The sequence below is a fragment of the Lapillicoccus sp. genome (genome assembly GCF_025353065.1).
Classification (GTDB): domain Bacteria; phylum Actinomycetota; class Actinomycetes; order Actinomycetales; family Dermatophilaceae; genus Lapillicoccus.
Genome location: NZ_JANXRJ010000190.1, coordinates 1 through 22,777, shown reverse-complemented (window position 1 = coordinate 22,777; position 22,777 = coordinate 1). Strand labels below are relative to the sequence as shown.

General features: G+C 71.5%; 20 protein-coding genes and 2 pseudogenes. 11 read left to right on the top strand and 11 right to left on the bottom strand.

All coding sequences use genetic code 11. The features are described from left to right. Positions 1–180, top strand: a pseudogene (locus tag Q0R63_RS14905) (hypothetical protein); the annotation flags it as partial. Positions 181–195: 15 nt separating this feature from the next. Continuing rightward, the gene (locus Q0R63_RS14900; RefSeq protein ID WP_295698839.1) at positions 196–705 is read left to right on the top strand and encodes a hypothetical protein; all 510 of its coding nucleotides are present in this window, start codon (positions 196–198) and stop codon (positions 703–705) included. 106 nt (positions 706–811) lie between these two features. Here Q0R63_RS14900 and acs read toward each other — a convergent pair whose 3' ends face one another. Continuing rightward, positions 812–2,800 carry an acetate--CoA ligase gene (acs, locus tag Q0R63_RS14895; RefSeq protein WP_295698837.1) on the bottom strand — a complete coding sequence of 663 codons (1,989 nt, stop codon included), beginning with the start codon at positions 2,798–2,800 and terminating at the stop codon, positions 812–814. A 199-nt stretch (positions 2,801–2,999) separates the two neighbouring features. On the opposite strand from acs, the gene Q0R63_RS14890 reads away from it, so the two are divergent. The 4 genes from Q0R63_RS14890 to Q0R63_RS14875 all read left to right on the top strand — a co-directional run bounded on the left by Q0R63_RS14890 (position 3,000) and on the right by Q0R63_RS14875 (position 5,761). Then, positions 3,000–3,806 carry a lysophospholipid acyltransferase family protein gene (locus Q0R63_RS14890; RefSeq protein ID WP_295698835.1) on the top strand — a complete coding sequence of 269 codons (807 nt, stop codon included), beginning with the start codon at positions 3,000–3,002 and terminating at the stop codon, positions 3,804–3,806. Between the two features lie 140 nt (positions 3,807–3,946). Continuing rightward, on the top strand, positions 3,947–5,161 hold the full coding sequence (locus Q0R63_RS14885; RefSeq protein WP_295698832.1) for an inorganic phosphate transporter: 1,215 nt from the start codon (positions 3,947–3,949) through the stop codon (positions 5,159–5,161). Continuing rightward, positions 5,158–5,454, top strand: coding sequence for a hypothetical protein (locus Q0R63_RS14880; RefSeq protein ID WP_295698830.1), 297 nt, complete (start codon positions 5,158–5,160; stop codon positions 5,452–5,454). The genes Q0R63_RS14885 and Q0R63_RS14880 overlap by 4 nt, the downstream gene beginning before the upstream one ends. Positions 5,455–5,464: 10 nt before the next feature. Beyond that, positions 5,465–5,761, top strand: a complete 297-nt coding sequence (locus Q0R63_RS14875) for a DUF3349 domain-containing protein (protein ID WP_295698826.1) — start codon at positions 5,465–5,467, stop codon at positions 5,759–5,761. Between the two features lie 51 nt (positions 5,762–5,812). Here the strand turns inward: Q0R63_RS14875 and Q0R63_RS14870 are convergent, their stop codons facing one another. The 7 genes from Q0R63_RS14870 to Q0R63_RS14840 all read right to left on the bottom strand — a co-directional run bounded on the left by Q0R63_RS14870 (position 5,813) and on the right by Q0R63_RS14840 (position 13,538). Then, positions 5,813–7,312, bottom strand: coding sequence for a S8 family serine peptidase (locus tag Q0R63_RS14870; protein WP_295698823.1), 1,500 nt, complete (start codon positions 7,310–7,312; stop codon positions 5,813–5,815). A 127-nt stretch (positions 7,313–7,439) separates the two neighbouring features. Beyond that, positions 7,440–9,080, bottom strand: a complete 1,641-nt coding sequence (locus Q0R63_RS14865) for a cation acetate symporter (RefSeq protein ID WP_295698821.1) — start codon at positions 9,078–9,080, stop codon at positions 7,440–7,442. After that, the gene (locus Q0R63_RS14860; RefSeq protein ID WP_295698820.1) at positions 9,077–9,421 is read right to left on the bottom strand and encodes a DUF485 domain-containing protein; all 345 of its coding nucleotides are present in this window, start codon (positions 9,419–9,421) and stop codon (positions 9,077–9,079) included. The genes Q0R63_RS14865 and Q0R63_RS14860 overlap by 4 nt, the downstream gene beginning before the upstream one ends. A 189-nt stretch (positions 9,422–9,610) precedes the next feature. Then, entirely contained in the window at positions 9,611–11,155 is a 1,545-nt protein-coding gene (locus tag Q0R63_RS14855; RefSeq protein ID WP_295698818.1) for a cation acetate symporter, read from the bottom strand. Then, a complete protein-coding gene (locus Q0R63_RS14850) occupies positions 11,152–11,553 on the bottom strand; it encodes a hypothetical protein (protein ID WP_295698816.1) in 402 nt (133 codons plus the stop codon). Before Q0R63_RS14850 ends, Q0R63_RS14855 begins: the two co-directional genes overlap by 4 nt. Beyond that, entirely contained in the window at positions 11,550–12,371 is an 822-nt protein-coding gene (locus tag Q0R63_RS14845; RefSeq protein ID WP_295698814.1) for a LytTR family DNA-binding domain-containing protein, read from the bottom strand. The genes Q0R63_RS14850 and Q0R63_RS14845 overlap by 4 nt, the downstream gene beginning before the upstream one ends. Positions 12,372–12,380: 9 nt before the next feature. Further along, positions 12,381–13,538 (bottom strand): histidine kinase, encoded by a 1,158-nt coding sequence (locus tag Q0R63_RS14840; RefSeq protein WP_295698840.1) that lies wholly within the window; start codon positions 13,536–13,538, stop codon positions 12,381–12,383. A gap of 119 nt (positions 13,539–13,657) precedes the next feature. Between Q0R63_RS14840 and Q0R63_RS14835 the strand changes: the two genes are divergently transcribed. The 5 genes from Q0R63_RS14835 to Q0R63_RS14815 all read left to right on the top strand — a co-directional run bounded on the left by Q0R63_RS14835 (position 13,658) and on the right by Q0R63_RS14815 (position 18,811). Further along, entirely contained in the window at positions 13,658–14,500 is an 843-nt protein-coding gene (locus Q0R63_RS14835) for a Fic family protein (protein ID WP_295698812.1), read from the top strand. Positions 14,501–15,307: 807 nt separating this feature from the next. Beyond that, the gene (locus tag Q0R63_RS14830) at positions 15,308–16,114 is read left to right on the top strand and encodes a hypothetical protein (RefSeq protein ID WP_295698810.1); all 807 of its coding nucleotides are present in this window, start codon (positions 15,308–15,310) and stop codon (positions 16,112–16,114) included. Continuing rightward, a complete protein-coding gene (locus Q0R63_RS14825; protein ID WP_295698808.1) occupies positions 16,111–17,316 on the top strand; it encodes a TadA family conjugal transfer-associated ATPase in 1,206 nt (401 codons plus the stop codon). The genes Q0R63_RS14830 and Q0R63_RS14825 overlap by 4 nt, the downstream gene beginning before the upstream one ends. After that, positions 17,313–18,215 carry a hypothetical protein gene (locus Q0R63_RS14820; protein ID WP_295698806.1) on the top strand — a complete coding sequence of 301 codons (903 nt, stop codon included), beginning with the start codon at positions 17,313–17,315 and terminating at the stop codon, positions 18,213–18,215. Before Q0R63_RS14825 ends, Q0R63_RS14820 begins: the two co-directional genes overlap by 4 nt. Before the next feature lie 5 nt (positions 18,216–18,220). Further along, positions 18,221–18,811, top strand: coding sequence for a type II secretion system F family protein (locus Q0R63_RS14815; protein WP_295698804.1), 591 nt, complete (start codon positions 18,221–18,223; stop codon positions 18,809–18,811). A 128-nt stretch (positions 18,812–18,939) separates the two neighbouring features. Here Q0R63_RS14815 and Q0R63_RS14810 read toward each other — a convergent pair whose 3' ends face one another. The 3 genes and pseudogenes from Q0R63_RS14810 to Q0R63_RS14800 form a co-directional block, all read right to left on the bottom strand. After that, on the bottom strand, positions 18,940–20,691 hold the full coding sequence (locus Q0R63_RS14810; RefSeq protein WP_295698802.1) for a class I adenylate-forming enzyme family protein: 1,752 nt from the start codon (positions 20,689–20,691) through the stop codon (positions 18,940–18,942). Between the two features lie 85 nt (positions 20,692–20,776). Further along, positions 20,777–22,294: a carotenoid oxygenase family protein gene (locus Q0R63_RS14805; protein ID WP_295698800.1), complete on the bottom strand. Its 1,518-nt coding sequence runs from the start codon at positions 22,292–22,294 to the stop codon at positions 20,777–20,779. Positions 22,295–22,339: 45 nt separating this feature from the next. Continuing rightward, a pseudogene (locus Q0R63_RS14800) lies at positions 22,340–22,777 on the bottom strand (thiolase domain-containing protein); the annotation flags it as partial.

The window sequence follows — 22,777 nt, the reverse complement described above, 5'->3', positions numbered from 1 at the left end:
GTGGGTCGCAGCGCTGCGGCCCACCGGGGATGGTCGATGAAGTGGCAGCCGGAACGTCCCGAGATCGCTGTGCCCCGCGGACGGAAGGTGCCGGACGACGTCCAGAAGGATCTCGACGTGCGCTGGCGCCACCTCGCTCCGGCCGACGTCGTGGACGGCTGGGTGACCTCCCCGGTCTAGACCGTGCTCGACTGCATGCGTTCGCTCCCCGCCGACGAGGGCCTGGCGATCGCCGACTCCGCGCTGCGCAGCGGTCGGGTCAGCCGTCTGCAGCTCCGCGCGGCGGCAGCGACATCGCCGGATCGGGGGCACGCTCAGGCGGTCCGCATCGCGGCAGCAGCAGACAAGCGCGCGGCGAACCCGTTCGAGTCGGTGCTGCGGTCCATCGCGCTGGACGTCAACCCCGTCGGCGGCCTGACCCTCGTGCCCCAGGTGCGGATCGACTCGTCCCGCACGGGTCGGTTCATCGGAAGGGTCGACCTCGCCGATCGAGCCCTCATGATCGTCGCCGAGGCCGACAGCTTCGAGTTCCACGGTGAGCGCGAGCAGATGGAGCGGGACTGCGTGCGCTACGACGAGCTCGCGGTCGACGGCTGGCTCGTGCTGCGGTTCACGTGGGTGCAGGTGATGACGCGCCAAGCCTGGGTGAAGGAGATGCTGGAGGCCGCCATGGAACGCCGCCGCCGAGAGAGCGTCGCCGCGTAACGACAACCGTTGGTCCGTAGCCCGGCGGTCGCGGAGCACGAACGGCAGGCATACCCGGCACCAACGGTCGTCGTGACGTCGGAGTCAGTCCTCCGAGGACGGGGCCTCAGTCCTCCGACGTCGTGTCGAGCCCGGTCTTGATCAGGTCCATCACCGTCGAGTCGGCGAGGGTCGTGACGTCGCCGACCTCGCGGTGCTCGGCGACGTCGCGCAGCAGCCGCCGCATGATCTTGCCGGAGCGCGTCTTGGGGAGCTCCTTGACGATCATGATCTGGCGCGGCTTCGCGATCGGGCCGATCTCCTTGGCGACGTGGTTGCGCAGCTCCTGGACGAGGTCGACGCCCTCACCCTTCTCGTCGACCTCCTGGACCGCGTCCCCGCGCAGGATGACGAAGGCGCACACGGCCTGGCCCGTCGTCGCGTCCGCGGCGCCGACGACGGCGGCCTCGGCGACCTTCGGGTGCGACACGAGCGCCGACTCGATCTCGGTGGTCGAGAGCCGGTGGCCGGAGACGTTCATGACGTCGTCGACGCGGCCGAGCAGCCAGATGTTGCCCTCGCTGTCCTTCTTCGCGCCGTCGCCGGCGAAGTAGAGGCCGGGGAAGCGCGACCAGTAGGTCTCCTGGTAGCGCTCCGGGTCGCCCCAGATGCCGCGCAGCATCGCGGGCCACGGCTTGTCGACCACGAGGTAGCCGCCGCCGCCGTCAGGCACCGACTTCGCCTCGTCGTCGACCACGTCGACGCTGATGCCGGGGATCGCGCGCTGCGCCGAGCCGGGCTTGAGGGCCGTGACGCCGGGCAGCGGGCTGATCATGATGCCGCCCGTCTCGGTCTGCCACCAGGTGTCGACGATGGGCGCCGTGCCGGCGCCGATGACGCGGCGGTACCACATCCACGCCTCCGGGTTGATCGACTCGCCCACCGAGCCCAGCACCCGTAGCGACGACAGGTCGAACTTCGCCGGGATCGACTCTCCCCACTTCATGCACGTGCGGATCGCGGTCGGCGCGGTGTAGAGGATCGTGACCTTGTGGTCCTGGATGATCTCCCACCAGCGGCCCTGGTGCGGGGTGTCCGGGGTGCCCTCGTACATCACCTGCGTGGCGCCGTTGGCGAGGGGTCCGTAGACGATGTAGGAGTGCCCGGTCACCCAGCCGACGTCGGCGGTGCACCAGTAGACGTCGGTCTCCGGGTGCACGTCGTGGACGACGGCGTTGGTGTAGGCCACCTGGGTGAGGTAGCCGCCGGTCGTGTGGAAGATGCCCTTCGGCTTCCCCGTCGTGCCGGAGGTGTAGAGGATGAAGAGCGGGTGCTCGGCCTCGAAGCCGACCGCCACGTGGGTCGCGTCGGCCGCGGCCAGGGCGTCCTCCCACCAGATGTCGACGTCGGTCCAGGCGACCTCGGCGCCGGTGCGCTTGACGACGAGCACGTGCTCGACGCCGGTCGGCGCCTTGGCCAGGGCCTCGTCGACGGCGGGCTTGAGGGCCGACGCGGCGCCGCGCCGGTAGCCGCCGTCGGCCGTGATGACGAGCTTGCACTTCGCGTCCCGGATGCGGGAGTTCAGCGCCTCCGCCGAGAAGCCGCCGAACACGACCGAGTGGGGAGCGCCGATGCGGGCGCAGGCGAGCATCGCGACGACGGCCTCGGGGATCATCGGCAGGTAGATGGCGACGGTGTCGCCCTTGCCGACCCCCAGGTCCTGGAGCGCGTTCGCGGCCCGCTGCACCTGCGCGTGCAGCTCGGCGTAGGTGATGTCGCGGGTGTCGGCAGTGTCGTCGGTGGGCTCGCCGACGAAGTGGATGGCCACCCGGTCGCCATGGCCCGCCTCGACGTGCCGGTCGACGCAGTTGTATGCCGCGTTGAGCTCGCCGTCCGCGAACCAGGTCGCGAACGGCGCCTTGCTCCAGTCGAGGACCTCGGTGAAGTCCTTGCTCCAGGTCAGCCGGGAGCGGGCCTGGTCGGCCCAGAAGCTCTCGTAGTCGGCGTCAGCGGCGGCATACATCGCGGTGGTGCCGTTGGCCTGGGCCGTGAAGGCGGGGTCGGGCGGGAACGACCGGTCTTCGTGACCGAGGTTCTCCAGGGTGGGGCTGGACACGGGCGTCCTCCTGCGTCGTTGCGGGCTGGGGCTGGGGCTTGGGGGGGTGGAGCGGGCGAGATGAGCAGGTCTGGGAGCGAGTCAACTCCCTCCCGCCGAGCGGCGACAAGGGGGGTCCGGGTGACAGCAGGCGAGCGGGGTGAAATCCTCGACCAACGGGCAGGCAAACCGGCTGACCGTCCGGCTACGGATTGCTGTCGTGAGAGACGTCACCTATCGCATCGTCATCGCCGGGGTCCGGCTGATGTTTAGCGCCCTCGGGCTGCGCATCACCGTCCTCGGCGCCGAGCACGTCCCGCGGCACGGCGGGGCGGTGCTCGCGAGCAACCACGTGTCCTACCTCGACTTCACCTTCGTCGGGCTCGCCGGCCGGGCACAGGGCCGGTTCGTGCGCTTCATGTCCAAGGAGGCGGTGTTCGACCCGCCGCTCGTCGGCACGATCATGCGGGCGATGGGGCACATCCCCGTCGACCGGAGCAACGGCGTCGCGGCCCTGAGGAGTGGTGTCCGCAAGGCGCGCGCGGGCGAGGTCGTCGGGGTCTTCCCCGAGGCGACGATCAGCCGCTCCTACACGATCAAGGAGACCAAGCCGGGCGCTGCGGCCATCGCGATCTGGGAGCAGGTGCCGCTCGTCCCCGTCGTGGTCTGGGGTAGCCAGCGCATTCTCACGACCGGCCCGCGGTGGAGCCTGCGCCGCGGGAAGGCCCTGACCATCCTCGTCGGGGAGCCGATGCACCCGACCAGGGACGCCGACCCGTATGCCGTGACCCGCGACCTCCACGCGCGGCTCGAGGGTCTGCTGGAGCAGGCCATGGACGGCTATCCCGACGTGCCGCGCACGGCAGCCGACCGTTGGTGGCTCCCGGCCACGCGGGGCGGCGCCGCGCCGACGCGGGCCGTCGCGGGCGAGCTGGAGAAGGCGTCGGTGGCCCGCCGGGAGGCCAAGCGCGCGGAGAAGGCCGCAGAGAAGGCAGCCGAGCGCGCACTCAAGGCCGCGAAGGCCTAGCTGGCCGTGGCGCGTGGACGCAGCCGTTTCCCCTCCGGTGGGGCTGACCCGGGCAGGGGTTCCCGCTCCGGGGTGAACACTGGTTGAACAGGTGACCGGACCACTGTTCCGGCCCGCCCGACGCCCCGACACTGGTCTGCATGACCACCGCCACCATCGTCCTCGCACTCGTTGTGGTGACGGCTCTCGCGTTCGACTTCACCAACGGCTTCCACGACACCGGGAACGCCATGGCCACCTCGATCGCCACGGGAGCCCTCAAACCCAAGGTCGCCGTCGCCCTGTCCGGCGTCCTCAACCTCGTCGGCGCGTTCCTCTCCGTCGAGGTCGCCCTCACGGTCACCAACGCCGTCATCAACATCCAGGACAAGTCCGGAGCGCCGAAGCCGGAGTTCCTTGCGGGCGGCGGCTACTCGCTGCTGCTCATCCTCCTCTGCGGGCTCGTCGGAGGGATCGTCTGGAACCTCCTGACCTGGCTCCTCGGCCTCCCGTCGTCCTCGTCGCACGCCCTCTTCGGCGGCCTCATCGGGGCGGCCATCGCCGGCCTCGGGCTCAGCGGGGTCAAGTGGAACGGTGACGGCACCAAGCTCGACGGCGTCATCGGCAAGGTCATCCTCCCCGCGCTCGTCTCGCCGGTCATCGCCGGCGCGGTCGCCGCACTCGGCACCTGGCTGATCTTCCGCGTCGTCGCCGGGGTCGCCGAGCGGTTCACCGAGACCGGCTTCCGCTGGGGCCAGATCGGGAGCGCCTCGCTCGTCTCGCTGGCCCACGGCACCAACGACGCGCAGAAGACGATGGGCGTCATCACCCTCGCCCTCATCGCGGGCGGCGAGTGGACCGACACCAAGAACATCCCTTTCTGGGTCAAGCTCGCCTGCGCCCTGGCCATCTCGGCGGGCACCTACCTCGGCGGCTGGCGGATCATCCGCACCCTCGGCAAGGGCCTCGTCGAGATCTCCTCGCCGCAGGGGATGGCGGCCGAAAGCGCCTCTGCCGCAGTCATCCTCGCCTCCAGCCACCTCGGTTTCGCCCTCTCCACCACCCACGTCGCCACCGGCTCCATCCTCGGCACCGGCGTCGGCAAGAAGGGCGCCGAGGTCCGGTGGAACGTCGCTCTGCGGATGGTCGCGGCCTGGATGATCACCCTCCCGGCGGCTGCCGTGGTCGGCGCCGTCATGTGGTTCATCGGCCACCTCGTCGGCGGCCTGGCCGGCGCGATCGTGGTCTTCCTCATCCTCGTCGCGTTCGCCGTCTACATGTACATCCGCTCGCGCAGGCAGCCGGTCCACGCCGGCAACGTCAACGACGAGTGGGAAGCCCCCGCCACGACCAAGACCCTGGAGTCCGTCGCATGAACAACCTCGCCCTCGCCCTCGACGGCGCCTGGAAGGTCCTGCTCGCCAGCCTCGTCCTCGGGGCCGGCCTCCCGATGGTCTTCGCCTTCGGTGTGCGCTCGCTGGCCCTCGGGGCCGGGGGCTCCGCGGAGGTCGACCACGCCAAGGGCCAGCCGATCGGGAACGTGCTGGCCGCCATCTGCTTCCTCGTCGTGCTCGCCGGGGTCGCCCTCGGCATCACCATCGTGGTGGCCTCCGGATTCGGCAGGGCCGTCTCGTTCGCGCACGTCTTCCCGACCCTCGTCAGCAAGTAGGAGACTCCTCATGGCACTGAACGACCGGCTGCGCGGCGTGGTCGACTGGCTCCTCGAGGGCTATCCGGCCGGCGTCCCGCCCAAGGACTACATCCCGCTCATCGCGCTGCTCCGCCGCCGGCTGTCCGAGGGTGAGATCCGGGAGATCGCCGACGAGATCGCGGCGCACACCGACCCGACGGCCACCTCGACCGACATCGGCGTGAGCATCACGCGGTTCACCGACGCCCTCCCGAGCCAGCAGGACATCGCCCGTGTCGAGGAGCACCTGAACCGCCACCACCACTGGCCGCTCGAGGCGTCCTGACGCGCGTCTCTGGCCAACCGGCATACGGGGTATGCCGTGGTGCCGGGTCGATCAGCGCGTCGCGTCGAACGCGTTGACCAGCCCCTCGCCGTAGTAGCTGTTGTCCGCCGGGGGGCCGACACAGCTCGGGCCGCCGCTGGGGGCGGTGCACGGCTTGTTGTCGGCCTCGAGGCGCAGCTCGCTGATCATCCTGGCCGGGCCCCAGGTGGGGTGGACGGACTTCATCAGGGCGAGGACCCCGGCGACGTGCGGTGACGCCATCGAGGTGCCGCTGAGGTTGCCGTAGCTGTTGTTCGGCAGCGTCGAGAGGATGTTGGAACCCGGTGCAGCGACATCGATGACGCCCTTCCCCCGGTTGGAGAAGCTCGAGAGGGTGCTGTTCAGCGTCGTGCCGACGCGGGCGACCGCTGAGACGGTGACGACCCCGTCGAGCTCGGTCGGGATGTCCTTGCAGGTGCTGTTGAGGGTGCGGTCGACCGGCGTCCCGTCGTCGGGGCTGCCCGCGTCGGTCGTCTTGTGGGCGAGGTCGACCGCGGAGTTGCCGGCGGCGGCAGCGTGCACGACGCCCTGCTTCGTCGACCAGGTAACCGCCCGGCGGACGGCCTCCATCGCGGCGAACTGGTCCGGCTGGTCGCCGCAGTAGAACTCGAAGGGGTCGACGTAGTAGCTGTTGTTGGTGACGGCGAAGTGCTTCAGGCCGGCCCAGACGAAGCCGCAGACGGCATACTCGGGGTAGATGAACCCGGCGTCGTTGACGACCTTGACCGAGGCGAGCCGCACTCCGGGGGCGACGCCGACGATCCCGATCCCGTTGCGGGCGGCGGCGATCGTTCCCGAGACGTGGGTGCCGTGCCCGCTCGTGGTGGGGAGCCAGCCCGTCGATGAGAGGTCGGGCCTGCCGGCGTCCGTGCAGTTGACCGAGTCGGCGGCGTCGATGTTGGGCGCGAGGTCGGGGTGCGAGGCGTCGATGCCGCTGTCGAGGACCCCGACGACCACCGACGGCGAGCCGTCCGTGGTGGTGTGGGCCCGTGGCGCCTTGATCATCTGCATGTCCCACTGCTCGGACTCCCGCGGGTCCTTGACCGGGGCCGCGGCAGGTTCGGCGGGCTTGGTGAGGTGCGGCCCGACGGCGGACGCGCCGGCTCCCCACGGCGTGGCGATGGCCCCCGGGGTGCCCTCGCTGACGGCGACGGTGCGGCTCGCACCGACGGAGCCGACGGAGCCGGCCCCGATCGAGACGACCTTCGTGCGGAAGGCGGCTCGGTCGGAGTGGGCGATGACGACCCCGATCTGCGGCCACGACTGGACGACCACCCCGCCCGACCGGGTCACCGCGCTGCGGACCTTCGCCATGTCCGACGATTCGGCGTGCACCGCGTTGACGACGTAGCTCATGAGCAGCCCGTCCGGCGTGCTGATCGGGACGGGCGTCGAGGGCGGCTCCGCCGGCCCGGCGCTCGCGGTGGAGGCCGAGCCGGCGAGGGCGGTAGCGACGACGGCGAGGCCGGCGAGGCCGAGAGTCAACCGGCGACGGAACGAGGGTGCAGGCACGGGGTGCTCCTGAAGGAGAGGGGAGGGGCGACGCATCCGGGGTGACGACGCGTGGTCGGCCCATCGTGTCGTCTGTCGCCCCTCCCCGCATCCGGAACCTGGGAGAACCCGGGGAACCCGGCCGGGGTCAGTGGTCGAGCACCACCTTCTCGGCGCCGGCGCCGGTGAGCGAGCGGACCTCCATCTCGGCGTACTTCTTGGCGTTGTACTCCTTCGAGGTGATCGTGCCGACCCACCCGAGCAGGAACCCGAGCGGGATGGAGACGAGGCCCGGGTTGTCGAGCGGGAACCAGTGGAAGTTGACCGAGGCGTCCGTGATCATCGACGGGCTGAGTCCCGTCTTGGCGTCCGCCGGCTTCCCCGACACCACGGGGCTGAAGATGATCAGGGTCAGGGCGATGATCAGGCCCCCGTAGATGCTGAACAGGGCGCCCCGGGTGTTGAACCGTTTCCAGAACAGCGAGTAGAGGATCGTCGGGAGGTTCGCGCTCGCCGCGATGGCGAACGCGAGTGCGACGAGGAACGCGATGTTCTGCCCGTTGGCGAAGATGCCGCCGATGATCGCGATGACGCCGATGACGACCGCCGAGATGCGGGCGATCCTGACCTCGGCGTCGGCGCTGCCCTCACCCTTCTTGATGACGTGACCCCAGACGTCGTGGGCGAAGCTGGCGCTCGCCGTGATCGTGAGCCCCGCGACCACCGCGAGGATCGTCGCGAACGCCACGGCGGCGATGATGCCGAGGAGGAACGTGCCGCCCAGGTGGTAGGCGAGCAGCGGCGCGGCCGAGTTGGCCTTGCCGGGGGCGGCATTGATCTCGGCCGGTCCGACGAGGGCGGCGGCGCCGTAGCCGAGGACGAGGGTGAGGAGGTAGAACAGGCCGATCAGCCAGATCGCCCACTCGACCGACTTCCGGGCCTCCTTGGAGGTCGGGACGGTGTAGAAGCGCATCAGCACGTGCGGCAGCCCGGCCGTCCCGAGCACGAGCGCGAGGGACAGCGAGATGAAGTCGATCTTCGTCGTGGTGCTCTTGCCGTACTGCTTCATCGGGTCGAGGATCGCCCCGCTGCCGGTCTTGTCGACCGCGCCCTGGAAGAGCGACGAGAGGTTGAAACCGTACTTGCTCATCACCCATGCGGCCATCACGAACGCGCCGACGATGAGGAGGCTCGCCTTGACGATCTGCACGTAGGTGGTCCCCTTCATGCCGCCGATGAGGACGTAGCCGACCATGATGACGCCCACGATGGCGATGACGAGGTTCTGGCCCGCCTTGCTGTCGATGCCGAGCAGCAGGGCGACGAGGCCGCCCGCGCCGGCCATCTGGGCGAGGAGGTAGAAGAGGCTCACGACGATCGTCGAGATGGCTGCGGCGATCCGCACCGGCCGTTGCCGGAGCCGGAAGCTGAGGACGTCGGCCATCGTGAACCGGCCGGTGTTGCGCAGCAGCTCGGCGACGAGCAGGAGGGCGACGAGCCACGCGACGAGGAAGCCGATGGAGTAGAGGAAGCCGTCGTAGCCGTTGATGGCGATGGCGCCGGCGATGCCGAGGAACGAGGCGGCAGAAAGGTAGTCGCCGGAGATGGCGATGCCGTTCTGCCGGCCGGTGAAGGCCCGGCCGCCGGCGTAGTAGTCCGCTGCGGTCTTGTTCTTGCCGGACGCGCGCAGGACGATCGCGAGGGTCACGACGACGAAGATCACGAAGATCGTGATGTTGACCGCCGGGCTGCCCACCTGGGTGGCCATGGGGACGACGACGGATCTCATGCCTGCCCGCCGCCTTCCACGTGGTTGCGGATCTTCTCGGCGACGGGATCGAAGTGCCGGTCGGCCCAGCGGACGTAGACGATCGTGATCGCGAAGGTCGAGACGAACTGCAGCAGACCGAAGACCAGCCCGACGTTGATGTTGCCGACGAGCTTGTGCGACATGAACGCCGGCGCGAAGGCCGCGCAGATGACGAAGAGGAAGTACCAGGCCAGGAAGGCACCGGTCAGGGGGAACACGAACGAGCGGAACCTGCGGCGCAGGTCCGTGAACTCGGCTGACTGCTGGACCTCGGTGAAGGTCGAGTCGTCGTCCGTCCTGCTCTGAGCGTCGTTGCTCACGGGAGGGCCTCCGGTGGGGGGTCGGGTCACGGGGGACTCCCGCGGACCCATGGTGATGGGCCCGGTATGCCGTGTGAAGACGCCCCGCGCCGGTCGGATCGGGTGAGCGCCGAGTGGGCGCAGGGGGCACGCCGAACGGCATACGGGGCGCGACGAGCGGCCCACGCCTCCCCCGGGGACCGACGGCCGTCAGGAGGGAGCGGCGCCGGAGGAGCGGGTGTCCTCGGGGGCGTGCAGGCGGACCATGGTCCGCGCAGTGCCGGGCGGGATGCGCGACGGGGTCGCGAGGGACACCAGGATGGTGACGGCGAAGGCGATCGGCATCGTCCACGCCGCCGGCTGCGCGAGGAGAGCGCTGAGCCAGCCGGAGTGGGTCACCCCGGGTCGACCCAGGACGGTGATCGTCGTCGCGCTCAGGGCCAGCGTCCCGCCCGTCACGAGCCCGGCGGCCGCGCCGACGACGGAGAGCCGTCGCCACCACACGCCGAGGATGAGCAGCGGGCAGAACGTCGACGCGGCGACGGCGAAGGCGAGGCCGACCGTGTCGGCGAGGCTGGTGTTGACCGTGAGGAGGCTTGCGGCATACGGGATGACGACGGCGACGATCGCCGCCAGCCGGAAGGTCTGGATGCGCGACACGTCTCCACCGCCCCGATGGTGCAGCCTCGGGGCGAGCAGGTCCTGGTCGATGACGCCGGCGACCGAGATCGTGAGCCCGGAGGCGGTCGAGAGGAACGCGGCGAACGCGCCGCCGGCGAGGATCGCGGACAGCAGGGCGCCGAGCGTCCCCGGGGTGACGACCTGGGGAAGCAGCAGCGTGACGGAGTCGGGGCGCACCGCGGCGGGGAGGGTCGGGAGGTAGATCCGACCGAGGACGCCGTAGACCGGCGTGAAGAGGTAGAAGACCCCGAGCAGGCCGACGACGACGAGGGTCGTGCGGCGGGCAGCCCGGCCGTCGGGGTTGGTGTAGAAGCGCACGAGCACGTGGGGCAGGCCCATCGTGCCGAAGCAGAGGGCGAGGATCGTGCTGTAGGTCGAGTAGACCGGGTGCTCCCGCCCGCCGAAGCCGCCGAGCACCTGGCCCCAGGTGCGGGAGAGGTCTGCCGCCGGCGCCGGGCCGCCCTGCCTCGCCCAGAACGCGAGGAGCACGAAGGCGGGGACGGCGATCGCGGTGAGCTTGATCCAGTACTGCACCGCCTGGACGAGGGTGATGGAGCGCATGCCGCCGGCGACCACGTTGGCGACGACGACGAGCGCCACGACAAGGTTGCCGAGGGACGGGGAGGCGCCGGTGACCGTCGCCAGCGCCAACCCGGCGCCCTGGAACTGGGGGATCAGATAGAGCCAGCCGATCCCGACGACGAGACCTGAGGCGAGGGATCGGACGAACCGCGACTCGAGCCGCGCCTCGGCGAAGTCGGGGAGCGTGTAGGCGCCGGAGCGACGCAGGGGAGCAGCGACGAGGACGAGCAGCACGAGGTAGCCGACGGTGTAGCCCACCGGGAACCACAGCATGTCGACGCCGAGCGAGTAGACGAGGCCGGCGACGCCGAGGAAGGAGGCGGCAGAGAGGTATTCGCCGCCGATCGCCGAGGCGTTCCAACCTGCGGTGACGCTGCGGCCGGCGACGTAGAAGTCGCTCGTGGTCCGGGAGAGACGCAGCCCGAAGGCGCCGATCCCGACGGTGACCAGGCAGACGAGCGAGATCGCGACGATGCCGGCCGGCGAGCTCATGGGGCGGTCGGACCCGCCTTCACCAGCTCCGAGAACTCGCGCTCGATGCGTTCGGCCTGCTTGACGTAGATCCGGGCGACGACGACGACCAGGGGATAGATGCAGACCCCGATCGCCAGCCAGGGCAACGGGATCGGTCCGACCCGGATGTCCCGCGTGATGGGGACGAGGGCGAAGAGAGCGGGGAGGCCGAGGACGACGACGCCCGTGCCGAGGAGGATCGCCACGGACAGCCGGAGCTGGGCGCGCAGCAGGGCCGAGAGGTAGACCTCGCCGAGACCGGTCTGCTCGGCGAGCTCCTGCGTCGCCGGGCGTCGGGCCGCACGCGGTCGGGCGTCCCGTCGCGGGGAGGTGATGCGGACCCGGCGCGGCGGGCTGCCCGGGGGTGGAGCGGTCATCGGGGGCTGGTCGGGAGGAGCGGGCTGGGGCGACCAGGAGGGGGTCGGAGCGGGCTGGGGGAAACGGAGGTGCGCAGCAGCCGGTCGCGCAGGGTGCGGGTATGCCGACGGCTCACCTGCAGCTCCACGTCGCCGACCCGCACGCGACAGCGCCCACCGTCCATCGAGACTGCTGTGACATGGGCGAGCGAGACCAGAGTCGATCGGTGGATCCGGACGAAACCGACTGTGGCCCAGCGTTCCTCGAGGGCGTTGAGGGAGATGCGCACGAGGTGCGAGCCGTCGCCGGTGTGGAGGCGGGCGTAGTCGCCGTGGGCCGTCGCGTAGCGGATCCGGCTGCGCTGGACGAAGGTCGTCACGCCCCCGAGCTCGACGGGGATCGTCTCGTCCTCGGGATCGCCCACCGGGGTGGCCCCGGACTCGTCGGCGTGCTTGGCCACGACCCGGCGCACCGCCTCGGCGATCCGTTCGGCCCGGATCGGCTTCATGACGTAGTCGGTGGCCTGCAGCTCGAACGCGTGGACCGCGTGCTCCTCGTAGGCCGTGACGAAGACGATCTGCGGTCGCTGGGCGAAGCGGGCCAGCACCTTGGCGAGGTCGAGCCCGTCGAGCCCCGGCATGGAGATGTCGCAGAAGACCACGTCGACGGTGTGGGTCTCGAGGGCTCGCAGGGCCTCCGTGCCGGAGCTCGCGCTGACCAGGCTCTCGATGCGCTCGTCCTGCCCGAGGAGGTAGGTGAGCTCGGCCCGCGTCGGCGCCTCGTCGTCGACGACGAGGGCGCGCAGCCGTGGCTCGGCGGGAGGTGACGTCGGCGTCATACGGACAGGTTAGGGCTCGGCGTGGATCCCCGGTGCGAACTTGGGCACCCGGAAGGTGACCTTGGTACCGGCGCCGGGTGCCGTCTCGACGACGAGACCGTGCTGGTCGCCGAAGGCGGCCCGGAGCCGGGCGTCGACGTTGCCGAGCCCGACGCCGTCCTCGGCGCTCTCTCCAGCGAGCACCGCGCGGATCACCTCGGGGTCGCCTCCGACCCCGTCGTCCTCGATGGTGATCTCCGCCGTCGTCCCGAGGTCGACCGCGTGGATGGTGACGTGCCCGACGCCCTGCTTGCTGGCGAGTCCGTGCCGAACCGCGTTCTCCACCAACGGTTGCACGGAGAGGAAGGGGATTGCGACCGGGAGCACCTCGGGGGCGATGGTGAGCTGCACGATGAGCCGTTCGCCGAAGCGGGCCTGCTCGAGGACGAGGTAGCGCTCGATGTTGCGCAGCTCGTCGCGCAAGGTGGTGTAGGCACCCCCGCGACGAAACGCGTACCGGGTGAAGTCGGCGAACTCGAGGAGGAGCTCACGGGCGCGGTCGGGGTCGGTCCGGACGAACGAGGCGATGGCCCCGAGGCAGTTGTAGATGAAGTGGGGGGAGATCTGCGCGCGCAGGGCCCGCAGCTCCGCCTCCATGAGGTGGGTGCGCTGCCGATCCAGCTCGGCCAGCTCGACCTGCGTCGAGATCCATGCTGCCAGCTCCTCGGTGGCCCTCACCAGACCGGCCCCGACGGACGGCCCGTATGCCGCGAGCACCGCGACCACGTGCTCGTCCGCGACGACCGGGGCGAGCACCCCCGACCGGATGGGGCAGTCGGGGTCCGAGCAGACGATGTCGGGGTCGGTGAGGACCACGGTCGCCCCGGAGATGAGCACTGGTTCGGCCAGGGCCGGGAGGTCGAGTCGGTGGTGATCGCCGACCCCGTCCCAGGCGAGCACCCCCGACGAGTCGCTCAGGGCGACGGCGCGGCTGCCGAGCATCGAGCGGAGCTGGCGGGTCGTCCGTTCGGCCGCCTGGGGGGTGAGGCCCGAGCGGAGGTGTCGGGCGGCCAGGCTGGCACTGTGGAGGGTCTCGTAGGTGGCTCGGTCCACGTCGCTGACGAAGCGGCGGCGCCGCAGCAGCCGCAGGACACCCCCGGTGACGACCACCACGACCGCCGCGACCATGAGGACGACGGCGATCGAGCTGGGGGTCACGGCCCGACTGTAGGCCCGACCGTCTGGTCCGGACGGATCGTGGGGGCAGCGTCGTCGGACCCGGGTCGTGGTGCGCCTAGAGTGCGTCGGTGAACGACGTCCAGGCCTCGCTCGACGCGCTCGCCCGGCTGCCCGGGGTGAGCGAGTCGGCCGAGGCCGCGCGGGAGGCGTGCACCCGGCTGCGCTTCAACGAGACGCTGCGCCGAAGGATCCCCGAGGCCGCTGCCGAGTCGAGGATCCGCGGGGCCCGGGCGAGTGCCGCGCTCGAGGGGGCCGACCTGCCGCTCGAGATCGTCCGTGACCGGGTCCGGGGGGCGGTGGCCTGGCCCGACCCGGCCGACCCCGTCGACGAGGTGGTTCGAGCGTGCGCCCAGGCGACCGCCGAGACGGAGCACCTCGTCGGTCGGGTCTTCACCGCGCCCCTCCAGGTGCTCGCCCGGCTCCATGTCGCGGCGATGTCCGGGCTGCTTCCGGCGGAGCAGGTGGGGCGACCGCGGCAGGACGACGAGACGTCCCGGGAGCTCATCGACCTCGGGGACGCCCCCGGTCCGTCCGAGGTGGCAGCGCGCCTCGCCGGCCTCGCCGCCGTCCTCACCGGCCCGCGTCGGGCGCCCGTCACCGTCGTCGCGGGGCTCGTCCACGGTGAGCTCGCCTCGATGCGGCCGTTCGTGCGGGGCAACGGGATCGTCGCGCGCGCGATGGAGCGGCTCGTCGTCGTCGCCGGAGGCCTCGACCCGACGGGTGTCGCCGTTCTGGAGGTCGGGTACGTCGGGCAGGGCGGGCCGGCCTACCTCGGTGCGCTCACGGCATACGTGGGTGGAGGGCGGCAGGGGGTGGGGCTGTGGTTGCAGCACTGCGCCGAGGCGGTGACCTCGGGCGCCGCGGAGGGGGAGCGGATCTGCGCTGCGGTCCGGGTCGGGCGGCTCGGGTGAGGCGCTCGGGCTCCCGAGCCTGACCCGCTGCTCCGGCAGAATCAGGCCGTGCTGATCCTTCCCAAAAGCCCCCAAAGGCGAGTAGAACTGAGGCAGGGCCTTCGGGCCTCGATCGACCACCGTGAAGCACCCAGGCACCCACGCGGCGCCAGTCCACGTCGGACAGTCGTCCGCGGGCTTGTCCCGAGGCGACAACTTCAACACTGCACGCTTGGTAACCCGGGAACGCGGCACGGTCGTGGTGGCACCTCTGCTCACGTCGAGGTGCCATCACTTATGTGCGATGCGGACCGGGTGAGTCACCTTGACGAGCCGCTGACGGGGACAACCGGCCGAACTGTTCCTGACCCGGCGGGCGAGGGGTAGTTTTTGACGTGGATGATTGCCGCCATCGGGTGGCGACTTCACGACATCTGTGGTCCTGGCGTTGGACCAATCCGTCGTAATCGGGCACGACGGTGAGTTCGCTGATTGCAAGCGTGCCTCGGACGGCGGAGAATTATGGGGCTCCCCTTTCGAAGGGTTGAGCGGTGGCGCACTGGCTCCTCCCCCCCGGTGCCAGCGCGTAGGCGGCCCCCGTCGTCCCCCGACGGGGGCCGTCGACTCCACTCTGCGGCTGAGGGATTCTGTGCGGCTGCGGGGATTCTGTGCGGCTGAGGGGATGCGGTGTCGCTGACGGGACTCCACGTCGGTGTTGATGGGTGCGTGATGCCTGGTTGTCCACAGGGGGGTGGCGGTTCGTCCCACGATCCACAGGCGTACCCGGTGCCCTTTCGCGAGCACGGGGACGGCCGCCACCCTGGGGTCATGACGCGAAGCCCTGCCGCCCGACGCGGTTCTCGACCTGACCCGCCACCCCCGGCGCCGATCGTCCCGGCCCGGCGCCTGCTGACGGTGACCGGGGCCTCGGGAGGCCTCGGCGCCTCTGTCCTCTCGGTCGGGGTGGCGGTGCGGGCGGCAGCCGCCGGGGTGCGCGTGGCCGCCGTCGACCTCGATCCTTTCGGAGGTGGCCTCGACGTGACCTTCGGCGCCGAGCAGACGGTGGGTCTGCGCTGGTCCGACCTCTCCGGGCTCGACGGTGCTGCAGACGGCTCGGCGCTCTGGGATGCGCTCCCCGAGACCGAAGGAGCTCGGGTGCTGTCCCATTCCCGGGAGGTCGTCCACCAGCCCGTGGCATTCGACCGGGTCGGCCCGGTGGTCGCTGCGCTGCGCGCCGCGTGCGACCTCGTCGTCGTCGACCTCCCTCTGCGTGGGGACGGCGCGCAGGAGATCGTGGCGGTCGCCGACACCGTCGTCGTTCTCGCCGGTGCCCGTCTGAGACAGGTCGCCGCGCTCACGGTGGTGGCGCCGTGGCTCCGGGCGGCGGTCTGCACGGGCGGCGACCTCGTGGTCTGTCTGAGGTCCGTGCGGGACGACGACGACGTGAGGGGGGTGGTGACGACGCAGCTGGGCCTGCCCGTGCTCGGGGTCCTGGCCGACGACCGTGGACTGGACGGCGACCTCGTCCACGGGATCCCTCCGGGCACCCGACGTGGCGCGGTGACGTCGTTGGCCGACCTGGTCGTCGCCCGGGCGATGCTCGATCGGCGACGCGAGCAGGAAGGCGCAGCGTGACGTCGCAGGATCCCGACCGTCCCGCGCCCCGTGCCGGCCGCCTGCGGGACTCCTTCGACGAGCCGGTGTGGCAGCGGATCAGGCTCGGGATGCCTCCCGACCGCTCGTCCATCTCGGCCGTGGCCCGCTCGGGCCTGGCGACCCTCGGCTCGCTCGGGGTCACGGCCGCCGACGACGCGCTCCGTTCCCGGCTCCTCGGGGCCGGGCCCCTGGACGACCTGCTCCTCGACCTCGAGGTCACCGACATCGCGCTCAACGGTGACGGCAGCGTGTGGGTCGACCGCGGTCGCGGCATGGAACGGGTGGAGGTCGAGGTCGGCGATCCCGGCGAGCGGCGGTCCCTCGCCGTGCGGCTCGCCGGCCTCGCTGGACGGCGACTCGACGACACCTCGCCCTGGGTCGACGGGCAGCTGCCCTCGGGCGTCCGCCTCCACGCCATCCTGCCGCCCCTGGTGGGGGGTGGTCCCCACATCACGCTGAGGGTGCCGGCCCGGTCCCGGATCGGGTTGTCGGCGCTCGGTGCCCGTGCCATGTTCCCGGCGCCGTGGCACGACCTGCTCGTCGCCCTGGTGCGGCGACGGGTGGCTTTCGTCGTCACCGGGGGGACCGGCGCCGGCAAGACGACCCTGTTGGCGGCACTGCTCGCCGAGGCGACCTCCGACGAGCGGATCGTCGTCGTCGAGGACGTCCGCGAGCTGCGGATCGAGCACCCGCACGTCGTCCGGCTCGAGGCCCGTCCCGCCAACGTCGAGGGGGTCGGCGAGGTCACGCTCACGACGTTGATGCGACAGGCGTTGCGGATGCGGCCCGATCGGCTGGTGCTCGGTGAGGTGCGTGGCGGCGAGGTGCGCGACCTGATGGCCGCGCTCAACACCGGCCACGAGGGCGGGTGCGGCACCCTCCACGCCAACGCAGCGGCCGACGTGGTGGCGCGGTTCGAGGCGCTGGGGGCGCTGGCCGGGATGGACCCGGTGGCGGTGCACGCCCAGCTGGGCACCGCGGTCCGGGTGGTCGTGCACGTGCGCCGTGTGGCTGGGGGAGGACGACGGCTGGAGACGGTGGCGGTGCTCCGCCGTGGCCCCGCTGGTGCGCCGTATGCCGTGCCCGCCTTGACGTGGGACGGTGTCACCGCCCGCGCGGGGTCGGGGTGGCCCGAGCTGGCCGAGCTGCTGGGCCACGATCCGGAGCAGGTGCCGCAGTGATGGTCCTCGCCGCCGTCCTGCTTGCCCTCGCGGTCGTGGCGTGGCCTCCACGCGATCGCTCATGGAGCACGACCGGCGCGCGCGCGGCGAACGCCCCGGGGACGGGCATAGCCACCGGGGGCCGGTTCCTCGCGGTCGTCGCCCACGACCGGCCGTGGGGCCGCGAAGGCCGGGACCATCGTGACGGTGCCGAGCTGGTGGCCCTGCTCGACGCGATCGCACCGGCCCTCGCCGCCGGTCTGCCGCCGGCAGCGGCGCTGGCCCACCTCAGCCGCCGTGGCCAGGGCGACGTCGGGACGGGCGGACCCCGGTCGGGGCCGGTGGATGCCCTGCTGGCCGATCTGGTCGCGGAGGCGACTGCCGGCCGGCCGCTGGCGCCGGTGTGGACGCGGCATGCCCTCGAGGGTCGCTGGGGCCGTTCAGGCCCGTCCGGCCCGTCCGGCCCGTCCGGCTCGCGCGGCCTGGGCGGCTCGGGCGGCTCGGGCGGCTCGGGGCCGTCCCGCTCGGGGTGGTCGGGCGAGGTGGCCTTCGTCGCGCGGGCCTGGTCGTTGTCGGAGTCACTGGGGTCGCCGCTTGCCGAGTGCGCGACCGTGGCCGCCCGGGTGGTGCGGCAGCAGTCCGCCCGGCGGCAGCGCCTGGCGATCGCCCTCGCGGGGCCACGGGCGACCGCCGCGGTCCTGACGGCGCTTCCGCTGGCCGGCCCGGTCGTCGGACTGCTGCTCGGTCTGTCGCCCCGGCAGCTCTACGCCACCCCGGCCGCCCTGGCCTCGACCCTGTCGGGCCTGGTCCTGCTGATGCTCGGCCGGTGGTGGTGCAGCCGGCTCGTTGCGGGCATCGGCGGCGGCCACGCGGCTCGGCGGCCGCGGTCGGGAGGCCCTGCCGGTGTGGGGCGACGGTGATGGAGGTGGTCGCCCTGGCGGCGGGCGCGGTCGCCCTGGCGGTGGTGCTGTGGCCGCCACCGGTGGGCGCGAACGCCGGTCCCGACGCGGCGGCCGGGCTCTTCGCCCCGACGGTCGTCGGCAGGCGCCGGGGGACCGGCCCGTCCCCGGGCCGGGACGAGCTCTGCGTGGACGATGTCGCCGGCACCATGGTCCTGCTCGCAGTGGCGCTGCGGTCCGGGTGCGGGGTGGTGGAGGCGATCGAGGAGGTGGCTGCGGTCAGCGTCGGCTCGGCGGCCACCGACCTCGCAACCGTTGCCGCCGCTCACCGGTGGGGCGTCGACGACCGCACCGCCTGGGCCGCCGTCGATCCCGTCTGGGCGCGGACTGGCGATGCCCTGCGGCTCGCGTCGCGCGCCGGCGTTGCCCCCTCGGCCCTGCTCCTCGACGGGGCCGCCGACCTGCGCGCCGCCGAGCTCGCCGCCCTCGACGTCACCGCCGCACGGGTCGGCGTCCGGATGGTCCTGCCGCTGGGTCTGACCTTCCTGCCCGCGTTCTGCCTGACGAGCGTCGCGCCCCTGGTCATCGCGCTCGCCGCCCAGGTGCTGACGCCGTGACCTCACTCGACGCGGAGTCGAGCCGGTTGACTCCCCGGACGCGGGGATCGGGGTGGCCCGCCTCGGAGTCGGGTGGCTCGACTCGGAGTCAGGTGGCCCGACTCGGAGTCGGGTGGCCCGACTCGGAGTCAGGCGCCCACGGGAGAGGGAGCCGGGCGAGGATCCGGGGTGGGCAGCCGGAGCAGCCGCTTGAGGATCTTGCCGACGGGGTTGCGGGGCATCTCGGCCCGTACCTCGAGGCGCTCGGGCAGCTTGAACGAGGCGATCTGCTTGGTGCGGAGGAAGTCCGCCAGCTCCTCGAGCGTCAGGGAGCCACCTGGCGCGAGCGACACGACGGCCGCGACCCGTTCACCGAGCACCTCGTCGGGGTCGCCGACGACGGCGACGTCGACCACGGCCGGATGCTCGGCGATGAGGCTCTCGAGCTCTGCGGGGGCGATGTTCATGCCGCCGCGGATGATGATGTCCTTGGCTCGCTCGACGTACCGGAGGAACTGCCCGCGGTCACCGGCGATCTCGAAGAGGTCGCCGGAGCAGAGGTAGCCCCTCTCGTCGAAGGGGCTGGGCCGCGTCTCCCCGTGCAGGTAACCCGCGAAGATCGTCGGACCGTCGAGTCGAAGCTCCCCACTGACCCCGGGGGTCGTGATGTCCTCGCCCGTGCCGAGGTCGACGAGCCGCACGTCGATCCACTCCGACACCCGCGACGACCACGTCAGACCCGGTGCGCCATAGCGCGGGAAGAACTGCGCGCGCTCGTCGGGGTCGGGCACGTCGGCAGGGCTGGAGAGCAGGCCTACCCCCTCGTTGGACCCGAAGAAGTTGATGACACCGATGCCGTGCTTCTCCTGCCAGCCCCGGACCATGGCCGGCTGGAGCGGCACCGACCCCGACCCCATCCGGGTCAGGCTGCTGAGGTCGATCTTCGCCATCAGCGTCTCGTTGTGCAGCAACATCCAGAGCAGGGCGGGCGGCGCGACGGTGTAGGTCACGCGCTCGGCCGCGATCTGACCGAGGAACGTCGGCAGGTCGAACGGATGATGTTGCACGAGAACGCAGCCCGTCCTCAGCCACGGCAGGAACATCCCGCTGATACCGGCCATGTTCACCATGGGGAAGGGGTTGAGGAGCACGTCCTCCGTCACGAGCCCAGGTGCGTCGACCGTCCCCCAGCTGATGGCGATCCAGTCGAGGTGGCAACGCGGCACCCCCTTCGGCTCGCTCTCCGTGCCCGAGGTCCAGCAGATCGTGAGGCAGTCGTTCGGTTCGTTGGGATCGGCGGCCGTGTGCGCTGCGACCAGGGCGTGCTCGTCCTCGGTCGCGGGGGCCGGCATCACGGCATACGCGCCCGGGGTCAGACCGGCGAGCTCGGCCGGTGCGCCGAAGGCGAGCACGGCGCGCAGGCTCGGGAGTCGGTCGCGCAGGCCGAGTAGGTCGGTGACCGGTGAGCGGTCGCCGAACCGCGGCGAGGTCACGTATGCCGCGAAGCCCGCCTGGCTGCCCATCCCGACGATCTCCCGCTCGCGGTACTGCATCGGCAGCGGCGAGACGACCACCCCGATGGTCCACGCGGCGAGATAGACCTCGACGAGCTCGATGGTGTTGGGGAGCTGGACGCCGAGGACGTCGCCGCGGCGGAGCCCGAGACCGAGCAGGACGGCGGCCAGGTGTGTCACCTCCTCGCCCAGCTCGGCCCACGTGAGTCGTCGGGGCGCAGACCCCAGCAGCGCATCGCGGTTGGCCGGGTCGACGACGGCCAGGAGACTGCCGCGGGTCCGGACGTGTTCGGCGAACAGCTGGTCCACCGTCTCGTCGCTCCACCACCCCCGGGACAGGTAGTCGACGACCTTCGCCGCGGGATGCAGCCCTCGCCCAGTCGTCATCTGCTCTGCTCCTCTGCCTTGGCCGGGTCGATACGGATGTCGTTGCCGGTCCCTCTCCGGGTCGGCTCCACCGGTCGCCGGCGGGTCAGAGTCCGACGGCGTCGGCGGCCGAGTCGGCGGTCTGCCACCTCCGCAGCTCGGCCCCCGGCGCCCACGTCGAGTGCGTGCCGCTGGCGATCCGTTCGGGAAGCCTGAGCTTGCACACGGGGCCGTCCCCGACGCGGGCGGCGTCGAAGACGACGGCATACGAGGCGTCGGCGTTCATATCGGTGGTCAGGGTGACGAGGTAGCCGTCGTCCTCGGAGGTGCCACCGATCCGGGGGGCCATCGCCGTCTCGCTGCCGTAGACACCGTCGCCGAAGGCGTAGCGCTCCTCCGAGCCGGTCAGCACGTCGTGCTTGACGAGCCCGTCGAAGAGGAACCAGCCGGGCTTGCCCGACGCGGCATACGAGTAGCGGTGCTGGCGGCCGGCGTAGGCGGCGTTGATGATGCCGAACTCGGTGATGCTGTCGCTCAGCGGCTCCTCCTTGACCAGTCCGGTGACGAGGTCGAGCCGCCAACGGTGGAGGCGCGCCTGCATCCGGTCGAGCGCGAGGAAGCGGAAGGCGCGCTGCCACCTGTCCCCGAGACCGTTGTCCGCGGGCTCCGGGTCGCCCTGGAAGAAGCCGTCGATGACGATCTCGTCGCCGTCCTCGTAGGCGTTGACGAAGTGGAGGACGAAGGTCGACTCGGCCTCGAACCAGCGGATGTCCGAGCTCTGCCCGCGTCGCGGGATGACGGCGAAACGGGTCGGCAGCTCGGGGTGGAAACGCGCGACGTGGGCCCCCTTGGCGAGCAGCTCCGGCTCCCAGAACAACGGGAAGTCCCCGAGGATGGCGAAGTTCTCGGTGAAGGCCATGTCGTGCGGCAGACGCGGTCCGGGCAGGGGGATGTCGACGTAGTGCACGAGCTCGTTGCGCTCGTCGACCACGCCGTAGTGCATGTAGGGCGCGTCCTTGCCGTAGTTGAAGAACAGCATCTCGCCGGTGCGGTCGTCGACCTTCGGGTGCGCGGACACGCCCCACTCGAAGGGAAACCTCCCGCTCCACGACTCCTTGCCGAGGGTCTCGGCCGACATCGGGTCGACGCGGTAGAGGTCTCCGCACTGGTAAAAGCTGGTGAGGGCGGTGCCACGGTGGACGATGACGTCGGTGCTGGAGGCGTCCTTCATCCGGCCCCGGGCGCCCCAGCCGTTCTCGCGCAACGCGATCGACGGTGGCTCGGCCAGTCCGGCCCAGAGCGCCCGACCCTCGGTAGCCTCGGCCATCAGGCCGTCGGTCTGGATGAACCGGTTGCGGTAGAACGCTTTTCCGTCGCGGAAGCCGACGACGTGGATCATGCCGTCCCCGTCGAACGGGTGGTAGTTCTTGATCGACGGATGGAGCGGGTTCTCGGTGTTGCGCAGGTAGACGCCGTCGAGGTCGGTGGGGATCTGCCCCTCGACCACGTCGAGGTCGTCGGCCTTCCACTCCGTCCGCTGGGGGCGCCAGGGCCCGGTGCGGTAGGGGTGGTCGTCGTCGACGGGGAGGGTGGACAACAACCGGCCGACGACGTCGACGTCCATGAGAGGGTTCCTTCGGGTTGGTCGGGCGGTCGGGCGGTCGCGCAATCAGGCGGCGTCGGCCGCACCGACGACGAGGGTGACGGTCGTGGCGGTGCTCCCGCCGAAGTTGAGCGTGCCGAAGGTGCGCGCGCCCTCGACCTGGTAGTCGCCGGCCGTGCCGCTCACCTGCTTCGCCGCGTCCACCAGCATCCGGACCCCGCTCGCGCCGACCGGGTGACCGCCGCCGATGAGTCCGCCGCTCGGGTTGATCGGCATCCGACCGCCGATCTCGATCTCGCCGTTCTCGATGGCCTTCCACGACTCACCGGGGTCGGTCAGCCCGATGTGGTCGATCGCGAGGTACTCGCTCGGCGTGAAGCAGTCGTGCGTCTCGAAGCCGTCGAGGTCGTCGAGGGTGACTTCGGCGCGGCGGAAGGCGTCGATGACCGCCTGACGCACATGAGGCATGACATAGGGGTCGCCGGTGTTGCTGGTGCGGCCGAG

Bases quoted from the DNA above. Each gene is read 5' to 3' on its own strand.
- Q0R63_RS14900 (WP_295698839.1), top strand. From the start codon at position 196: ATGCGTTCGCTCCCCGCCGACGAGGGCCTGGCGATCGCCGACTCCGCG.
- Q0R63_RS14885 (WP_295698832.1), top strand. From the start codon at position 3,947: ATGACCACCGCCACCATCGTCCTCGCACTCGTTGTGGTGACGGCTCTC.
- Q0R63_RS14880 (WP_295698830.1), top strand. From the start codon at position 5,158: ATGAACAACCTCGCCCTCGCCCTCGACGGCGCCTGGAAGGTCCTGCTC.
- Q0R63_RS14875 (WP_295698826.1), top strand. From the start codon at position 5,465: ATGGCACTGAACGACCGGCTGCGCGGCGTGGTCGACTGGCTCCTCGAG.
- Q0R63_RS14865 (WP_295698821.1), bottom strand. From the start codon at position 9,080: ATGAGATCCGTCGTCGTCCCCATGGCCACCCAGGTGGGCAGCCCGGCG.
- Q0R63_RS14855 (WP_295698818.1), bottom strand. From the start codon at position 11,155: ATGAGCTCGCCGGCCGGCATCGTCGCGATCTCGCTCGTCTGCCTGGTC.
- Q0R63_RS14850 (WP_295698816.1), bottom strand. From the start codon at position 11,553: ATGACCGCTCCACCCCCGGGCAGCCCGCCGCGCCGGGTCCGCATCACC.
- Q0R63_RS14845 (WP_295698814.1), bottom strand. From the start codon at position 12,371: ATGACGCCGACGTCACCTCCCGCCGAGCCACGGCTGCGCGCCCTCGTC.
- Q0R63_RS14840 (WP_295698840.1), bottom strand. From the start codon at position 13,538: ATGGTCGCGGCGGTCGTGGTGGTCGTCACCGGGGGTGTCCTGCGGCTG.
- Q0R63_RS14830 (WP_295698810.1), top strand. From the start codon at position 15,308: ATGACGCGAAGCCCTGCCGCCCGACGCGGTTCTCGACCTGACCCGCCA.
- Q0R63_RS14810 (WP_295698802.1), bottom strand. From the start codon at position 20,691: ATGACGACTGGGCGAGGGCTGCATCCCGCGGCGAAGGTCGTCGACTAC.
- Q0R63_RS14805 (WP_295698800.1), bottom strand. From the start codon at position 22,294: ATGGACGTCGACGTCGTCGGCCGGTTGTTGTCCACCCTCCCCGTCGAC.